This is a genomic window from Robiginitalea sediminis (assembly GCF_002198115.1).
Lineage (GTDB): Bacteria > Bacteroidota > Bacteroidia > Flavobacteriales > Flavobacteriaceae > Robiginitalea > Robiginitalea sediminis.
On the sequence record NZ_NGNR01000002.1, the window covers coordinates 648,660 to 665,170 of the forward strand.

The following is a 16,511-nucleotide window of genomic DNA, read 5'->3' on the forward strand; positions in this document are numbered from 1 at the left end:
CGCCCGGTTTCCCGGGCGGCCTTTTTGTGTATGGATAGTGTTTACTTAGCTCAAACAGCCATTACTTAAGCTCGAACTTATTAGTCCCCAGAAGGGTCAGGCGGTCGTCATAGACGTTAACCATGTAATTTCCTTCGGCGAACTCCCCGGAGTAGTTGCTGATGTAGTCGCAAACGTCCAGGTTACTGTTTTCATAGTAGAAATTGGTCGCCTTGGTAAAGGTTATGGTGGGGCCGTCTTCCAGAGATTTGCTGTTTCCGGCGCCCATAACGTTGCCCTGCGGATCCAGTACTTCGATGTAGAACTCCCGGTCTCCGGCTTCTGCGATTACGTTGTCGGCAACGGTAAAGCAGATTTTAAGCCTGTCGGTGCGGCGGGCACGGGTGGTGGAAACCAGTTTCCCGCTGCTGCGCTCACGCACGGCGTCTACTGTAAAACGGTTCAGGCTGAGGGCAGAACCGCGCTCTACGGCATCGGCCAGCTGCGTATTCTGAACTACCAGGGAATCGTTGAAGATGGTCTGCTTCTCCAGCTCGGCAAAGGTGCTATCGCGCTGCATGGCGATAAGGGTGTTGGATTCCTTGAGGGAATCGACCTGGCGCAGCAGTTCCTCACGCTCCTGCTTCAGGATGGAAACCTGGCGGCGGTAGCGGGAAAGGGTGGCGAGGTCTGTTTTCATCGCCTTCAGGGAATCGATATATTTCGCGATGTTGTCGCGGGCGGCAACCAGCTCTTCGTTGGTCGCATTGCTCTCCAGGATGGCCTTGTCGTACTCCGACTTCAGGCTGTTGAGATCTTCAACCACGAGCTCTTTCTCCTGAGTAAGGACGGCTTCGTTTTTTTTCTTTTCCTGGTAGAGGCTAACGGTATAGATGATGGTACCGAGGAGGATGACTCCCAGGATACCTGCCAATACCTTCAGTCCGTTATTGTTTTTCTGTTCTGCCATAAGTGTTTTAATTATTTACTCTTTACAAGTATTAGATTGTTGCCCTCTATATACGCGAAGGGGTGCGGGTTTAGATTTCCAAGTGTTAAAAAAAATTAGGTGGCCTTCGCCCAGACCCCTAAGTATCGTATCTTTAGGAGGTTTGAACCCAATAAAAAATTTGCGATCTGTATGTACGCCTCTCCCCTATTATCCAGGAAAAGAACTGCCGTCTTTCCGGCACTTATCACCTTAATGCTGCTTTTTGGGGCATGCGGGAACCCTGTAAAAAAGGAAAGTGCCCAAAACACCCCAGAACCCGCACCTGAGGTGGAAACCGGGCCGGAAATAAAACCCATCTCCCATGCCACTGCCGTTCTTAGCTTGGGCGGTACCATCCTGTACCTTGACCCCGTAGGCGGAGGGGATGCCTTTTCGGGCCATCCTGCGCCGGATGTTATCCTTATCACGGATGTTCACGGCGACCATTACAACCGGGAAACCCTGGAGGCTGTTGCAGGCTCCGCTACCCTGATCATCGCCCCCGAAGCGGTTATTGCTATGATGCCAGAGCGGTTGGCGCAGCAGGCCACTGCCCTGGGGAACGGGGCCGTCCTGCCTCTTGGCGAACTTTCCATAACCGCCATCCCCATGTACAACCTTCGGGAGGAAGCCCTGAAATTCCACGAAAAAGGCCGTGGTAACGGTTATGTGCTGGAACAGGACGGATTCCGGGTCTATGTGTCGGGCGATACGGAAGACATCCCTGAAATGCGCGCCCTGGAAAACATCGACGTCGCCCTGGTTTGTATGAACCTGCCCTACACCATGACCGTGGAGCGCGCGGCAGATGCCGTTCTGGAATTCAAGCCAAGTCGGGTATTTCCCTACCACTATCGCGGCAACCCGGAGGTGAGTGATGTTTCCCGTTTCAGGGCCCTGGTGGAAGCTGGCAACCCCGGGATTGAAGTGGTACAACTGGACTGGTACCCGGGACAGCCGTATTAGCGAAGCATTTTTGTAACACATCGCCCGTATGGGCGTCTGTTTAAAGGGGTTCCCCCTATGACTAATTATTAAATACCCATTTTATGAGACATTTGTTTTGGCGCGTGGCCGCCATCGGGTTCTTTGGCTTGCTGCTGGCCTCTTGTGCCGGCGAAAGCCAGGAGGAATCCGCCGGATCGGAATTCAAGGTTCCGGTCACCTATTACAAACTGGACAACGGCCTTAAGGTGATCCTGTCCGAAGACCACACCTCGCCCACGGCGATCGTGGCGGTGTACTACAACATCGGCTTCCGGATCGAACCCCGGGACCGTACCGGGTTTGCCCACCTCTTTGAGCACATGATGTTCCAGGGCTCCCAGAACCTCGGGAAAATGGAATTCATCAAGCTGGTACAACAGAACGGCGGGGTCCTGAACGGCTCTACCCGCTTCGATTTCACCAACTATTTCGAGATTGTGCCCTCGCATAAACTGGAAACCATGCTCTGGGCCGAAGCAGACCGCATGCGCGGGTTGGATATTACCCAGGAAAACCTCACCAACCAGCAAGGCGTGGTTAAAAACGAGGTAAAGGTCAATGTGCTGAACCAGCCTTACGGGGGTTTCCCCTGGCTGGATATGCCCCAGTACGCCAACGAAAACTGGTTTAACGCCCACAACTTCTACGGGGACCTGGAGGACCTGGACGCGGCTACCGTGGAAGATGTCAGTAGTTTTTTCAAAACCTATTACGCTCCTAACAACGCCGCTATTTCCGTAGTAGGCGATTTTGACCCGGAGGAGGTAAAGGGTTGGATCCAGAAATACTTCGGGGATATCCCGGCCGTAGAGCAACCGCCAAAGCCGGACATCTCGGAAGCCCGGCAGGAGGCCGAGAAGGAGTTCGTAAAAGACGACTCCCTGGCCAACAAGCCCGCCCTGGCCGTGGCCTACCACATGCCTCAACGCAACACCCCGGAATACTATGCCATGGGGTTGCTGGACCAAATCCTGATACAGGGAGACAACAGCTTGCTGGTCCAGAAACTCGAAAATGAAAAAGGCTACTCCTCGGATGTGAACGGGGGGATCAACTACCTGGGCAATATGTTCAATTACCAGGGGCCAATGCTCTGGATGTATGACCTTACCTACGACAACGACACCACCAGGGACGATATCATGGCTGCCGTGGAGGAAGTAATGTCCGGTCTTAAGGAGGAACTCACCCAGGAAATGCTGGACCGGGCTATTATTAAAATCCGCTCCCAGTTATACGACAACATCGGGGGTACTTTCGGGTTGGGCCGCGCAGACCTCTTGTGCAGTTTTGCCCTATTTGACGACAACCCGGAGCGGATCAACACCCTGGAGGAGGAATTCAGGAAGGTAGACCTGGAAACCGTGAACAAAACCATAGACGAGTACCTGAGGCCAACCAACCGCACCATCCTGGTGACCAACCCCTTGTTGGCCAGTAATGCTAAAACCGAATTGTAATGAAAAATATCTTTAGCTCCCTGTTGGCCCTGGTCCTGGTAACCGGAATACTGCCAGCCCAGGAAAAACAAGTCCCACCCCAGGGCGGGACCCCCAAGAACTTCACCCTCCCGGAAAAGGAAGTGGTACAATTAGACAATGGCCTGCAACTGGTCATGGTGCCCTATGGCTCCATCCCGAAGGCCAGTATCCAGATCAGTATCAAGACCGGAAACATCAATGAGGGCGAAGACCAGGTCTGGCTCAGCGACCTGATGGCAGATCTTATGGAAGAAGGCAGCACCACCCGTAGTGCCCGGCAGATCGCCGACGAGATGGCGGGGATGGGCGGAAACCTAAATATCGGGGTAGGCCTCCACAACTCTTCTCTTTCGACTTCCGTTCTCTATGAATTTGCACCGGATGCCATCCGGCTGATGGCAGATGTGCTGCGAAACCCGGCCTGGCCTGAAGCCGAGCTGGACCGCCTGAAAAGCGATATGAAACGCTCCCTGGCCGTACAACTCTCCCGCCCAAGGGCACAGGCCCAGCGGGATTTTTACGCTGCTGTGTATCCGGACCATCCCTATGGCCGCATCTACCCTACAGACACTCAGGTAGATGCCTATACAGTGGACGATATCAAAGCCTTCTACGAGGCCCAGGTCGGCGCGCGCCGGACCACGGTATACGTGGCAGGAAACTTCGATGCCAAAGCCGTGACCCAAGCCGTCAGGGAAGCCCTCGGGGACTGGCGGGAAGGGGAAGAAGCAAATTATCCCGTAGCCGAACCCAGTGTATCCCCGACGGTTAAGATCATTGACCGGCCCGGGGCACCCCAGTCTACCATTTTCTACGGATTGCCGGTCCCGGACCCCTCACACCCGGATTACCTGGCCCTGGATGTGACCAATTCCATCCTGGGCGGAAGCTTTGCTTCCCGAATTACCAGCAATATCCGGGAGGATAAGGGCTATACCTATTCCCCTACCAGCATCATGGCTGCCAATTACAAGAGCGGGCTGTGGTACGAGAGGGCCGATGTGACCACGGAGCATACCGGGGCCTCCCTGTCGGAGATCAAAAAGGAAATTGCCCGGTTGCAAGAGGAACCGCCTACCCAGGAGGAACTGGATGGCATCATCAACTACGAATCCGGGATTTTTGTGTTGCAGAACTCCTCTCCCAACGGAATTATCGGGCAGATGATTTTCCTGGACACTCACGACCTGGATGAATCCTTCCTTACGAACAAGGTGGCCAATATGCATGCGGTCACCCCGGGGCAAGTCTCCGAGCTTACCCGGAAATACATCCGGCCGGAGGACATGATCCTCATAGTGGTGGGGGATAAAAAGAAAATCGAAAGCCAGCTGGAACAAACCCTGGAAATCCCGCTCAAACAATAGCAACCAAAAAAAACTCCCGCCATGAGCGGGAGTTTTTCGTTTTAGTCTCGAACGAGTTTCTTGTACTTGATGCGCTTGGGGATGGCATCTGCCCCCAGGCGTTTTTTCTTGTTCTCTTCATAGTCGGAGAAGGAACCTTCAAAGAAATAGACCTGGGAGTCCCCCTCGAAGGCGAGGATGTGGGTACAAATCCGGTCCAGGAACCAGCGGTCGTGGGAGATGATTACCGCACAGCCCGCAAAATTCTCCAATCCTTCCTCCAGGGCCCGGAGCGTATTGACATCCAGGTCGTTGGTAGGCTCATCCAGCAATAGTACGTTGCCCTCCTCCCGAAGGGTCATGGCCAGGTGGAGACGGTTGCGTTCCCCTCCCGAGAGCATGTTTACCTTCTTGTTCTGCTCGCTTCCGGAGAAATTAAACCGGCTCAGATAGGCACGGGAATTTACCTGCCTCCCGCCCATGTTGATGAGCTCCTGTCCTCCGCTGAAGTTTTGCCAGATGGTCTTCTCCGGGTCGATGTTGGAATGGCGCTGGTCCACATAGGCGATCTTTACGGTATCCCCTACCTCGAAGGTGCCTTTATCCGGGGCTTCCTCCCCCATTATCATTTTGAAGATGGTGGTCTTCCCCGCCCCATTGGGCCCGATAACCCCTACTATGCCAGCCTGGGGCAGGCGGAAGTTCAGGTCCTCGTAGAGGAGTTTATCCCCGAAGGCCTTGCTTACCCCTTTGGCCTCGATGACGTTCGTGCCCAGGCGCGGGCCGTTCGGGATATAGATTTCAAGTTTTTCGTCCAGTTGTTTCTGGTCCTGGCTCAGCAGCTTATCGTAGTTGTTCAGACGGGCCTTTTGCTTGGCCTGCCTTCCCTTGGGGCTCTGGCGCACCCATTCCAGCTCCCGCTCCAGGGTTTTCTGCCGCTTGCTGGCCTGCTTTTGCTCCTGGGCCAGGCGTTTGGCTTTTTGCTCCAGCCAGCTGGAGTAATTCCCTTTCCACGGGATGCCTTCTCCCCTGTCCAGTTCCAGGATCCAGCCCGCTACATTGTCCAGGAAATACCTGTCGTGGGTTACGGCAATCACCGTCCCCTTATACTGGGCCAGGTGGTGCTCCAGCCAGTGTACCGACTCTGCATCGAGGTGGTTGGTAGGCTCATCCAGCAGCAGGACGTCCGGTTCCTGGAGCAGCAGGCGGCACAAGGCGACCCTTCGGCGTTCCCCCCCGGAGAGCACCCCGATTTTCTGCTGAGGGTCCGGGGTACGCAGGGCATCCATGGCCAGTTCCAGCTTGGAATCCAGCTCCCACGCCCCACTGGCATCGATCTGGTCCTGCAGCTTGGCCTGCTTGTCCATGAGCTGCTGCATCTTGTCGGCATCTTCATAGACTTCGGGAAGGCCGAACATGTCGTTGATCTTATTGTACTCATCCAGGATGGCTACTGTTTCGGCCACGCCTTCCTTCACCGTGTCTAAAACGGTCTTATCGTCGTCCAGCTCGGGTTCCTGTTCCAGGATACCCACTTTGTAGCCGGGGGAGAAGACCACATTGCCCTGGTAGTTGCTGTCCTTCCCGGCTATAATGCGCAGCAGAGTGGATTTCCCGGACCCGTTGAGGCCCAGGATCCCGATCTTGGCACCGTAAAAGAAACTCAGGTAGATGTCCTTCAATACCGGGGTATTGGCATTCTTATAGGTCTTGGTGACCCCGGACATGGAAAAAATGACCTTCTTATCGTCTGACATGTGTCTAAGTTATATGCGTGAAGTAAAATTGCCGGGCTTATACCCTTCCTTTGAGGGCATTGAACACCCAGGCAATGGCAAAAAAACCAATCCCGACCGAGGCGAAGCCCCAGCCGGCTATTTCATCGTAGCGAAAGGCGCCCAGGGCAATAAGCCCCATCCCCACGAAAATCATGATGAACGTGGCCCAGGCCAGCACCGTATTCTTGTCCTTTAATCCCATTCTAGTCTCGTTTGTTTGGTTGGCTCAAATATCGGATTTTTTGCCGAAAACCGGCCACAAGATTACCCTTCGGAAGGGAAATGAATCCCGGCCATACGGCGGATTTCGTAGAGGAGCCCGTGCAGGACCCGGCTGTCCTCGTGGGACCAAAGGGCGCTTTCCAGCCTGCCCTTGCGCAGACAGCGCTGCACCTCCTCAATCTCATAGGTGTACCCTTTACCCCTTTTGGGGAACGGGTGGTGGACGGGCGGCCCTTCGGCCGTAAAACTGTACCCCTGGGTTTCGTGCCACCTGGGGTCGATGGTAAACGTCCCGGATTCGCAGGAAATTTCGGCCCGCATTTCCGAATGCGAACTCAGCCCGCTGTAAAGGAGGGCCATGGCCTGCGGGTATTCCATCACGATGGCAATTTGTTTCTCCACCCCGGTTTCGTGAAATTTGGCGGAAACCCGGATGGCATCCGGCATACCCAATACCCAGTAGGCCAGGAAGACCGGGTAAATCCCGATGTCGAGCAGGGAGCCACCGGCGAGGTTCGGGTTTAGTAAGCGGCCCGAAGGATCGCGGTCCAGGGCCGGAAAGGCAAAATCGGCCTTCAGGTAGGCCACCGGGCCACCCTCCCCTGAGTGCACCCGTTCCACGGCATCCCGCAGGGCCGGGTTAAAGCGGCTCCAGAGCGCTTCCATAAAAAACACCTTTTCCTCCCGGGCGCAGGTAAGCAGGGCATCCACTTCCTCCGGGTTAATGCCCATGGGCTTTTCGCAAAGGACATGCTTGCCTGCCCGCATGGCCTCAAGGCTATGCGGGAGGTGGTGGGTATGGGGGGTGGCGATGTACACGACATCTACGGCCGGGTCTTCCAGCATTTGCCCGTAACTCCCATATGCGGCCCCAGTCCCGTATTCCGCTGCAAAGGCCTCGGCCTTGGAATGGTCCCGGGAGGCTACGGCGACCAGGGTGGCATCTGGCACCAAGGCCAGGTCTTTGGCAAAGGAATGGGCAATCTTGCCAAGGCCCAGGATGCCCCAACGAATCGGTCCTGCCATGTTTCAGGTTTTTGGTGTTACCCAAATGTAATGATAAATCCTCCGTATCTTTAGCCTGCACCCGGAAGCACCAATAATTATGGACATAACCTTCAATAAAAACGAAGACCACAACAAACTCCTCAGGGCAGAATTGCGCAGGCAACTCGGCAAGGTTCACCAGGGGGGTGGGAAAGCGCGTATTGAAAAACTGCACGCCGAGGGGAAAATGACCGCCCGCGAACGGGTGGAATACCTGCTGGACCAACCCAACCAGGCCCTGGAAATCGGTGCCTTTGCCGGGCACGGGATGTACCAGGACCACGGGGGGTGCCCCTCCGGCGGGGTGGTGGTGAAAATAGGGAAGGTCGCCGGCCGCATGTGCGTAGTGGTGGCCAACGACGCTACGGTAAAGGCCGGGGCCTGGTTCCCCATTACCGGCAAAAAGAACCTTCGGGCCCAGGAGATTGCCATGGAAAACCGCTTGCCCATCATATACCTGGTAGACAGTGCCGGGGTCTACTTGCCGATGCAGGACGAGATTTTCCCGGACAAGGAGCACTTCGGGCGCATTTTCCGGAATAATGCGGTGATGAGCAGCATGGGCATTGTGCAGATCGCTGCCGTTATGGGCAGTTGTGTGGCCGGGGGGGCTTATCTGCCCATTATGAGCGACGAGGCCCTGATAGTAGATAAAACGGGGAGTATTTTCCTGGCAGGCAGCTATTTGGTCAAAGCCGCCATAGGCGAAACCATAGACAACGAAACCCTGGGTGGTGCCACGACGCACTGCGAGATCAGTGGGGTTACGGACTACAAGGCCGCAGACGACAAGGATGCCCTAAACCGCATCCGCAGTATTATGGAAAAGATGGGGGCGCAGCCTGTTGCCGGCTTCGACCGGGCCGAGCCCCGGAAACCCGCAAAAGACCCGGAAGAAATATTTGGGATCCTCCCGGCATCCCGGAGCGAACCCTACGATATGCTCGAGGTTATTGAGCGTCTGGTAGACGATTCTTCCTTTGAACAGTACAAGGAGGGGTATGGCAAAACCCTGCTTACCGGCTATGCCCGAATAGACGGGTGGGCCGTGGGGATTGTGGCCAACCAGCGCAAGGTGGTCAAAACCAAACAGGGGGAAATGCAATTCGGAGGGGTCATCTACTCGGATTCTGCAGACAAGGCCACCCGGTTTATCGCCAATTGCAACCAAAAACGCATCCCCCTGATCTTCCTGCAAGACGTAACGGGCTTTATGGTGGGCAGCAAAAGCGAACACGGCGGTATCATCAAGGACGGCGCCAAGATGGTGAATGCCGTGAGCAACTCCGTGGTGCCTAAGTTCACCATTGTCATTGGGAACAGCTATGGGGCCGGGAACTACGCCATGTGCGGCAAGGCCTACGACCCCCGCCTGATCGCCGCCTGGCCCAGCGCGGAACTGGCCGTAATGGGCGGAAACTCCGCCGCCAAGGTGCTGTTGCAGATCGAAACCGCCAGGCTTAAGAAACAGGGGGAATCCCTCTCGAAAGAAAAGGAAAAGGCCCTTTTTGAAGAGATCAAGCAGCGGTACGATGCACAGGTATCCCCCTACTACGCGGCGGCCCGCCTCTGGACCGACGCCATCATAGACCCTATGGAAACGCGCAGGTGGATTGCCACGGGGATTGAGGCCGCCAACCAGGCGCCCATCGAAAAGCCCTTCAATATGGGGGTGCTGCAGGTATAACTACATCCCTTTCAGGTTTACGGTAAGGGTACCGGTTTCCCGGATTTTCAGGATCAGGAAATCCCCGCCTGGGCGGGTAAACCGAAGCACGTCCCCTGGGGAAGCCAGCAGCCGGTACCGTCCCCGGGTATCGGAGGTTGTTTCTTCCCGTGTATTGAGGTTCTCCACCCGGATTCCCTCCAGGGCACGCCGGCCAAAAAAGACAAACCCGCCTACCGGGGCCTGGCTGCGTTTCAAACTGCGTTCCACCACCCGGTTGCGCGCCTTACGCGGATCGTTAGTGTAGTAGGTGGTCTGCAACGCATACCCTACCCCATAGGCACCGATCTTCTCCCATTCCCCCTGGCTGGCATACCGCCGGTAGGTTGCTCCCCGGCTTTCGGCAGCTGCGGGCATGGTCAGGGAAATTTCATCAGACCCGTATACGGCCAGAAGTTCCAAACTCAGGTAAAAGTCATCCTCAACCCAAAGGTCGAAAGGCATCAGATCCACGACAGCTTCGGAAGCTCCCCCGGGTAGCGTATAGAGGATACTCTGTCCGCTCTTATTTAGTGGTTCCGCAGGTTTTCCCCCGGAACCTGGAAACGCATAACAGTTGATGCGGACCAGCACACTGTCCGCCGGGTTGCTGGTCGTATTGAAAAACAAGGTATTCAGACGTCGTGTGCCCGGGCTTACACGAATCCGGCTGGCCAGCTCAGCCCCCAGGGCCAGGCTGTCCTTCCAATACGCAAAATCCCGCGTGGACGCCAGCGGGTAACCCACTATTTCTTCCAGGGTATACGTAGGCAGCACAGACACCACCACCTCATCGAGGGCAATGGCACCCTTGCGCATAGTAAAAGAAATGTCGGGACCTTCCGGCAGGTCTTCCCAGCTTTGTGTAAGGGGCTCATAACCCAGGCAGGAAATCCGAAGCAGATCGTCAGGGGATGCCTCGCGCACCCACAATTCGTAATACCCGTCCGCATCGCTTACTGTGCCGATCCCACGCCCCACCAGGCCGATATTCACATAGGGAATGGGCTGCCGAGTGGCAGCGTCAGTGATACGTCCCCTCAATAAAAGCTGGGCGGAGGCCGTTACGGCTCCGCCCAGTATGAATATTACAATCAGAAAAACGCGCATCCTACCGCACCGTGCTGTTGCCGGGGTTGGTCAGGGTAAGCAGCTTTTGGTTTACCCCTTTGAGCTGCAGGCGGAAGGTCCGGACATCCTCGCGCTGGCTGCGCTCCCCGTAGGCCGTGTAGGTGGTGACCTTCAGGTAAGTCGGCGTAAGGCTTTTGTTGCCGTGGTAGATGGCATTGATGTCCCAGTTTCCAGGCAGGTTCTCATCGATAACAAACTCGGCCACCGAGTACCCGTTGTCCTTCTCGTCCAGGATCAGGTCCTCATTGTCTGCATAGGTATGTTTCCAGGTGGTGTACTGCCCTTCCGGGTTGACGAATTGCAGGTCGAATTCGGCCTCGCTGTCGTTCCACTCCACTACCACCCGGGTGCTCCCTTCCACATAGGGGTCGGTCTTGATCCGGCGGGTATCGGCGCCTATGCTGCGCCCCTCCAGGGCCAACAGGTTGTCGCTCTCGTGCTGAATGATCTTCCCGAATTCCTCGGACGGGGTTAAAAAGCCCTCATCCAGCAGGTACTTGTACCGCGCATACATGGCAGCCGCCTTCCCGGTTTCCCCTGCGGCCCGATAGGCACGGGCCAGGTCCAGGTAAGACTGGCTGTAGTGCGGACGCAAGACAAAGATTTCCTTGTAGAGATTCAGGGCATCCGCGTGGCGACCCTGAGCCTCATACTCGTAGGCGAGGCCCTTGAGCATAGGGGCGCTGTTCTCGAATTTCCCCATGTGTGACTCCAGGATTTCCCCAGCCAGGTCCTCCCCACCCGGGCGATTGGAGAAATGGGCATACGCATCCAGGAAGAAGTGGGGGGAGGCGCTAAAAGGCGTTTCAAAGGAATAGTAGACCTTTTGAGCATCCGACAGGGAAGCCGCCTCCTTGAGTTCCTTCAGGTAGGCAGGCCCGTTCTGGGCGACCTCCTCCTGGTCCAGGACCTTGCCCTGTACGTAATTGTTGCGCAGGCGGGCCAGGTCCTGGGCCCTCGCAGTTGCTGCCGCCTGTCCGCTGATCGTATTGATGATAACCACCCCACCTACGTTGCCGGCCGAGGCGCCATAGCGCACACTGTAGGCCATGGACGAAATGATGGCGATCCGTTTAATGGAGTTGACGTCGAGCCATAAGGGGACATCGGTGAAAATCTGCCCGTCGATATCGAAAATCGCCACCCGGGCATTGCCTATAGAACCGGGCCCCCGAACGATGATGCTTCCCCCTTGCAGACAGTCACCGGTGGTACGAATCCCTGGAAATCGGTTGCGGACTACATCGAGGATACAAAGGCCTATGGGGGTAATGTCCTTCTCAGAGAGCATCCGGACAGTTCCTGGGGCGGTCTGAGCATCAATAATCCCGTATGCGGTCTGAATGAGATACGGGTTGGAGCGGTATTCGGCAGCGAGCTCTTTCTGCGATTTCCGGTTGCTGCGGGTCACGGTTACCTCGTCCAGCTCCTGCACGTCGGGTACCATAATCAGGTTGAGGAATTTGGTGACATCTTCCACGCGTACCTTATAGGTTTTCATCCCGGTATACGCGTAGGCGATAAGGTCTCCGGGGGCAGCCTGTATCTCATACTTCCCCTCGGCATCGGTGAACGCCGCAGTGCCACCCTCATTGACGGTGATGGCGACGTCTGCCAGGGGTTGGTTGCCGTCGGAAATGGTCCCCGAAATGGTCCGGGTGTCCTGGGCGGAGACCACGGTGGTGGCAAGGGCGGCCAACAGGATCATAAATGCGTGTATCTTTTTCATAGGAGCTTAATTTGAGGCGAATATCGCCGGGTTAGACAAGGTCAGGAGTTCGTAATTGAGGTTTTTGAGCTGTAGTTTATGAACGCTTATAAAAGCTTCTTGGGCGGAGGTGCCGTAGTTCTCATATCGCGTGATTTTCAGGTACGTGGGCGTCAGCGCCCTGTTACCCAGGTATTTGGCATTGACCCTCCAGGTGCCCGGGAGGGATTTATCCAACAGGAATTCCCGGGAACCGAAGCCTACAATCTTTTCTTGCATTATGGCTTCCGCATCTTCAAAAACGGAGTGTTTCCACGTGTAATACTGGTCTGCCGGGTTCACAAACTGCAATTCGAAATCGGCATCGGCATGGTTCCATTCCACCACGATACGCGTAAGGCCCCGTACCTCTTCATCGGGGTCAATATAAACTTCTGAAAAGGCCTTAGCACTGACGAGATCGTTTTTATGACGGGTCAGGAGGTTATTGAATTCCCGCTCCACAAAAGGAGCTACCAGGGCAGTATCGAGGGGTAATCTCCCATCAGATACCAACTGATTGTACTGTTTAAGCAGGTTCAGGGACCTGAGGGGCTGCCCCTGCATTTCTTTTATACGCGCCATGTCCAGGTAGGACTGCACATAGCGCGGGCGAAGCCTGAAAACAGATTCGTAGGCCTCCTCCGCCTTCCCGAGTCTCCCCTGAGCCTCATAGAGAAAGGCCAGGGCTTTCAGATGGACAGCATTTTTGTTGAATAAATTGATGTTCCCTTCGATAATGGCATCGGCAAACTTCTGATCCGGGTACTGGGTCGTAAAGACCTGATAGGCGTCCAACAGGAAGTAGGGATTGCTCCCGGAATACGGTGCAAGGCTATCATAGCGCCTGCGCGCTTCCTCCAGGGAGCCAGCCGTCTGCAACTTTCTGAGGTAGGCAGGCAGGTCCGCCTGCAGGTCTTCCGACCCCGGAACGGGTTCTCTCAGGTAATTGTTCCGCAAACGGGCCAAATCGAATTCCTTTGTCTTTTTGGGGGAGTAAGTATTCGTATTGATCACGATTACCCCTCCGGCCTGCCCATAGCGGGCCGTAAACCCAAGGCCGGCTACAATGGCGATGCGTTTTATATTTTCCAGGGGAATCCAAACAGGGGCCGTACGGAAGATCATGCCATCCACATCCCAAACAGGCGTTACCGCCTGCGTTAAGGAACTAACCCCGCCCCGGAGCGTTACATTCCCTCCATTATAGCAGTCCCCAAAAACACGGATCCCGGGGAGTCGATTTCTCAGAAAATCCAGGATACAAATCCCGATGGGAAGAATCTCCTCCTCGGGTATTACCCGGACCGAGCTTGCCATTGTACTGGCATCGATAAACCCAAAGGCGGTTTGAAACAAATTGTCGTTGTACGGATATTCAAGGCGTAAATCCTCCTGGGTCTTCCGAACCCGCTTTTGGACTACGACTTCATCCAACTCAATGATTTCGGGTACGAGGACCGGATTGTGAAATCGGGAAACGTCTTCTACCAGGTACCTGTAGGTTTTAAAACCAACGGCTGAAAAAACAACCGTATCCCGCACATGAACCGAAATCCGGTATTTTCCCTGGTCATCGGTAAAGGTGCCGGCATCGGTACCCGCTACGCGGATGGTGACATCCGCAATGGGTGCCCGGCCATCGGTAACCGTACCCGAAAGTTCCCGTTGCTGTCCCAGGGCCAAAAAGGGCAGGGTAAGGAGTAGCAGTACAAACCAACGCTGCATAATGTGTAGTTAATGGTCTTTCCTAAAATAATAAACAACTTTAAATCTTTGGTGTGATAATCACACCTAAAACCCTGTTTTTCTGATAGCTATACTATTATGTTGAGCTATATGAATCTGTTGAAACCCCGAAAAACCGGGTTTGTGATTCCCATCAAACCGTAGGGTTAAAATATCGTTAAAGTGACTGATAGTGCCTTTACAACCTGAAACGAAGGACATCCGTGTACCGTTCGGCGTCTGGTAGCACCACCAGTTTCTCCAGTACTTTTTGGGAGGGCGTTCCGAAGTTCAACACCAGAGAAGCGCGCATAACCAATGGCACATGCCCGTTCTTCATTCCTGACGGACCATCGTGACTTGCCTGTATGAGCCATGCCCCCTGGGAATCCTTCCCATAGATCTCAAACTCCCCCCAGGCCGAAGATTCCGGAGGCAATTCCCGGCTTTTCCAATCGAAATAATGATTTTTGGGATGAACAAAACGGATGGAAACCGGGTAGTCCTTCGTATTCCACTCGAAGGACAGGCGCGCATCCAAAGTAAGGGTTTGCCCATACCGGGCAGGGATTTGGAGCGTGGGCTCCTGCCCGTGAAACCTACGGACCCAGTCTGTCCATTCCCGGGTCAGGTATTTTTCAAGATGTTCCGTAAAAGGTTGCCCTGCCAATCGGTTGGTCTCCAGTTTGGATAAAATGGCATGGGCTTCACGGGCTTTGCCCTGCCCGGCCATGGCACGGGACAGGTCCAATTGTATGCGGGGGTCTTCAGGGTCCAGAAGGGATAACTTTCTGTTCAGCCGCTCGGCCCACCAGTATTGCCCTGAGACAGAAGCTCCCATTGCTGCAATACGCAAATACGCCGAATCCTCCGGATGGGTTTCCGCCAGGTTGCTAAGCACCCGGAAAGCCAGGCGTTTGTCTACAGGGGCAAAAAAATCGTAGGCTTCCAGATAGAATGCCGGATCGTCTCCACGAACCTCCCGCCACCCTAGATATTTCGTATAGGCTTCCTGAGGGGAACCCGCAGACTCCAGGGCAAGTACAAAAGAAGATTTTGCACGTGTTCCCTTGGGTACTTCCCTTTCCTCCAATACCTGGGTAGTAGGCCCATATTGCTTCGATGCAGCCTCAGCACCTTTCCGGTAGGAAGCGGTCTTGGTTGTAATCAGGATAACCCCGTTACCGCCTTCGCTCCCATAAACGTTGGTTGCGGCCAAACCTTTTAAAACGGTAATGGAGGCGATATTGCCGGGATCTACGATATCGAAATTTTCAATGGTCTGGTTAAAGTTTCCCCTTTCGATTCCTGTATTGGAGCGGGACAAAGGCACCCCGTCTACCACGATCAGAGCATAGGGGTTGAGGCTGAAGGTATTGCGGCCCCTTATTTCGGCCCGTGAAAAACCCGCGCGGGTTTCCGGGTCCCCCCATCCGTTGCGACCCGGCATCCGCACCCCGGGCACCTTGGTACCAAGGGCCTCATCGGCATATACTTCAATTTGTGAAATATCGGACTCATCGATTTCCGCCACAGCATATCCCAGGGATCTCTTATCTCTTACGCCGAGGGGCGTACGTACTTGTTCGACAGCCTCCTCGAGCCTGTTTTCGGTAAGGACCACCTCATTCAACGCGATAGCCTTGTCGTCCAGGAAGGTAGGGGGAAGTTCCGGTCCTTCAATAGTCCCGGGACGGATCTCTTCCCCATTGGCAAGTCTTACCACTACCGTATCCCCGTGTTTACCTTGCAAGGCATAGGTGCCACCGGCATCCGTTGTGGTCCAGTTGCCGGAATTCTGTACGTAAACCAATACCCCTTCGGCAGGCCTATTGCCAAACCAGACCTTTCCGCTAACGGCCATGTCCTCCTGGTCCTCGGCACGCGGCCCTGCCTCTGTTTTATGCTCTCTATTAAAATCGACAACCCGTGCCCGGTGCAGGAGGGCTGTGCGTTCCAGAAAGGCCTTGTTGCGCATAGGGCTGCTGACCACAATAAAACTCCCTCGCGGCAAGTCGGGAATGTCGGTATCGGTTATCGGGTTGCCATCGGTAAAGAGATATACGGTTTCGGAACCTATGCGTTCGGACAACCCTTCGTAAGTGGTGGCGCCATCGTAAATGGTGGCCCGAAGCATCTCTTCCAATGTACTCCAATCCCCCTGCCTTACCGCCAAAAGATCCTCTTTGATCTCTGTTCCGAAGCGAAGCAGTTGTACCTGGGCTTCGGGTTGGCGCTGGAAGACCTGTGCGAGCCATTCCAAATCCAGATCGATATTCCTTTGCCCGGCAGAAAGGGAAGTATCCCAACAAAGGGTTAGCGTGGGTTTTTCCGATTGGGAAATAGCGGGAGAACCCGCTAACAGGAGA

12 protein-coding genes are annotated in these 16,511 nt (G+C 55.0%); 4 read left to right on the plus strand and 8 right to left on the minus strand.

The genetic code is table 11. From position 1 onward, the window contains the following. Nucleotides 1-61 precede the first annotated feature (61 nt). Complete coding sequence (locus tag CA832_RS09130; RefSeq protein WP_088341264.1) at nt 62-949, minus strand: hypothetical protein; 888 nt, start codon at nt 947-949, stop codon at nt 62-64. Between the two features lie 234 nt (nt 950-1,183). On the opposite strand from CA832_RS09130, the gene CA832_RS09135 reads away from it, so the two are divergent. The 3 genes from CA832_RS09135 to CA832_RS09145 all read left to right on the plus strand — a co-directional run bounded on the left by CA832_RS09135 (nt 1,184) and on the right by CA832_RS09145 (nt 4,805). Continuing rightward, the gene (locus CA832_RS09135) at nt 1,184-1,936 is read left to right on the plus strand and encodes an MBL fold metallo-hydrolase (RefSeq protein ID WP_088341265.1); all 753 of its coding nucleotides are present in this window, start codon (nt 1,184-1,186) and stop codon (nt 1,934-1,936) included. A gap of 83 nt (nt 1,937-2,019) precedes the next feature. Further along, the gene (locus CA832_RS09140) at nt 2,020-3,417 is read left to right on the plus strand and encodes a M16 family metallopeptidase (protein WP_088341266.1); all 1,398 of its coding nucleotides are present in this window, start codon (nt 2,020-2,022) and stop codon (nt 3,415-3,417) included. Then, nucleotides 3,417-4,805 (plus strand): M16 family metallopeptidase, encoded by a 1,389-nt coding sequence (locus tag CA832_RS09145; RefSeq protein WP_088341267.1) that lies wholly within the window; start codon nt 3,417-3,419, stop codon nt 4,803-4,805. Before CA832_RS09140 ends, CA832_RS09145 begins: the two co-directional genes overlap by 1 nt. A gap of 41 nt (nt 4,806-4,846) precedes the next feature. On the opposite strand, the gene ettA is transcribed toward CA832_RS09145, so the two are convergent. The 3 genes from ettA to CA832_RS09160 all read right to left on the minus strand — a co-directional run bounded on the left by ettA (nt 4,847) and on the right by CA832_RS09160 (nt 7,810). Further along, on the minus strand, nt 4,847-6,541 hold the full coding sequence (gene ettA / locus CA832_RS09150; RefSeq protein ID WP_088341268.1) for an energy-dependent translational throttle protein EttA: 1,695 nt from the start codon (nt 6,539-6,541) through the stop codon (nt 4,847-4,849). A gap of 37 nt (nt 6,542-6,578) precedes the next feature. Then, nucleotides 6,579-6,764, minus strand: coding sequence for a CAL67264 family membrane protein (locus CA832_RS09155; RefSeq protein ID WP_088341269.1), 186 nt, complete (start codon nt 6,762-6,764; stop codon nt 6,579-6,581). Nucleotides 6,765-6,826: 62 nt separating this feature from the next. Further along, the gene (locus CA832_RS09160; RefSeq protein WP_088341270.1) at nt 6,827-7,810 is read right to left on the minus strand and encodes a Gfo/Idh/MocA family protein; all 984 of its coding nucleotides are present in this window, start codon (nt 7,808-7,810) and stop codon (nt 6,827-6,829) included. A 79-nt stretch (nt 7,811-7,889) separates the two neighbouring features. Between CA832_RS09160 and CA832_RS09165 the strand changes: the two genes are divergently transcribed. Beyond that, nucleotides 7,890-9,518, plus strand: coding sequence for an acyl-CoA carboxylase subunit beta (locus tag CA832_RS09165; protein WP_088341271.1), 1,629 nt, complete (start codon nt 7,890-7,892; stop codon nt 9,516-9,518). Here CA832_RS09165 and CA832_RS09170 read toward each other — a convergent pair whose 3' ends face one another. The 4 genes from CA832_RS09170 to CA832_RS09185 form a co-directional block, all read right to left on the minus strand. Then, nucleotides 9,519-10,646, minus strand: a complete 1,128-nt coding sequence (locus CA832_RS09170; protein WP_088341272.1) for a carboxypeptidase-like regulatory domain-containing protein — start codon at nt 10,644-10,646, stop codon at nt 9,519-9,521. Between the two features lies 1 nt (nt 10,647). Further along, complete coding sequence (locus CA832_RS09175; RefSeq protein WP_088341273.1) at nt 10,648-12,396, minus strand: carboxypeptidase-like regulatory domain-containing protein; 1,749 nt, start codon at nt 12,394-12,396, stop codon at nt 10,648-10,650. A gap of 6 nt (nt 12,397-12,402) precedes the next feature. Beyond that, nucleotides 12,403-14,142 (minus strand): carboxypeptidase-like regulatory domain-containing protein, encoded by a 1,740-nt coding sequence (locus tag CA832_RS09180; RefSeq protein WP_088341274.1) that lies wholly within the window; start codon nt 14,140-14,142, stop codon nt 12,403-12,405. A gap of 199 nt (nt 14,143-14,341) precedes the next feature. After that, nucleotides 14,342-16,405, minus strand: coding sequence for a TonB-dependent receptor plug domain-containing protein (locus CA832_RS09185; RefSeq protein ID WP_158211909.1), 2,064 nt, complete (start codon nt 16,403-16,405; stop codon nt 14,342-14,344). Nucleotides 16,406-16,511: the final 106 nt, after the last annotated feature.

Bases quoted from the DNA above. Each gene is read 5' to 3' on its own strand.
- CA832_RS09130 (WP_088341264.1), bottom strand. From the start codon at position 949: ATGGCAGAACAGAAAAACAATAACGGACTGAAGGTATTGGCAGGTATC.
- CA832_RS09180 (WP_088341274.1), bottom strand. From the start codon at position 14,142: ATGCAGCGTTGGTTTGTACTGCTACTCCTTACCCTGCCCTTTTTGGCC.
- CA832_RS09135 (WP_088341265.1), top strand. From the start codon at position 1,184: ATGCTGCTTTTTGGGGCATGCGGGAACCCTGTAAAAAAGGAAAGTGCC.
- CA832_RS09155 (WP_088341269.1), bottom strand. From the start codon at position 6,764: ATGGGATTAAAGGACAAGAATACGGTGCTGGCCTGGGCCACGTTCATC.
- ettA (WP_088341268.1), bottom strand. From the start codon at position 6,541: ATGTCAGACGATAAGAAGGTCATTTTTTCCATGTCCGGGGTCACCAAG.
- CA832_RS09175 (WP_088341273.1), bottom strand. From the start codon at position 12,396: ATGAAAAAGATACACGCATTTATGATCCTGTTGGCCGCCCTTGCCACC.
- CA832_RS09160 (WP_088341270.1), bottom strand. From the start codon at position 7,810: ATGGCAGGACCGATTCGTTGGGGCATCCTGGGCCTTGGCAAGATTGCC.
- CA832_RS09140 (WP_088341266.1), top strand. From the start codon at position 2,020: ATGAGACATTTGTTTTGGCGCGTGGCCGCCATCGGGTTCTTTGGCTTG.
- CA832_RS09170 (WP_088341272.1), bottom strand. From the start codon at position 10,646: ATGCGCGTTTTTCTGATTGTAATATTCATACTGGGCGGAGCCGTAACG.
- CA832_RS09165 (WP_088341271.1), top strand. From the start codon at position 7,890: ATGGACATAACCTTCAATAAAAACGAAGACCACAACAAACTCCTCAGG.
- CA832_RS09145 (WP_088341267.1), top strand. From the start codon at position 3,417: ATGAAAAATATCTTTAGCTCCCTGTTGGCCCTGGTCCTGGTAACCGGA.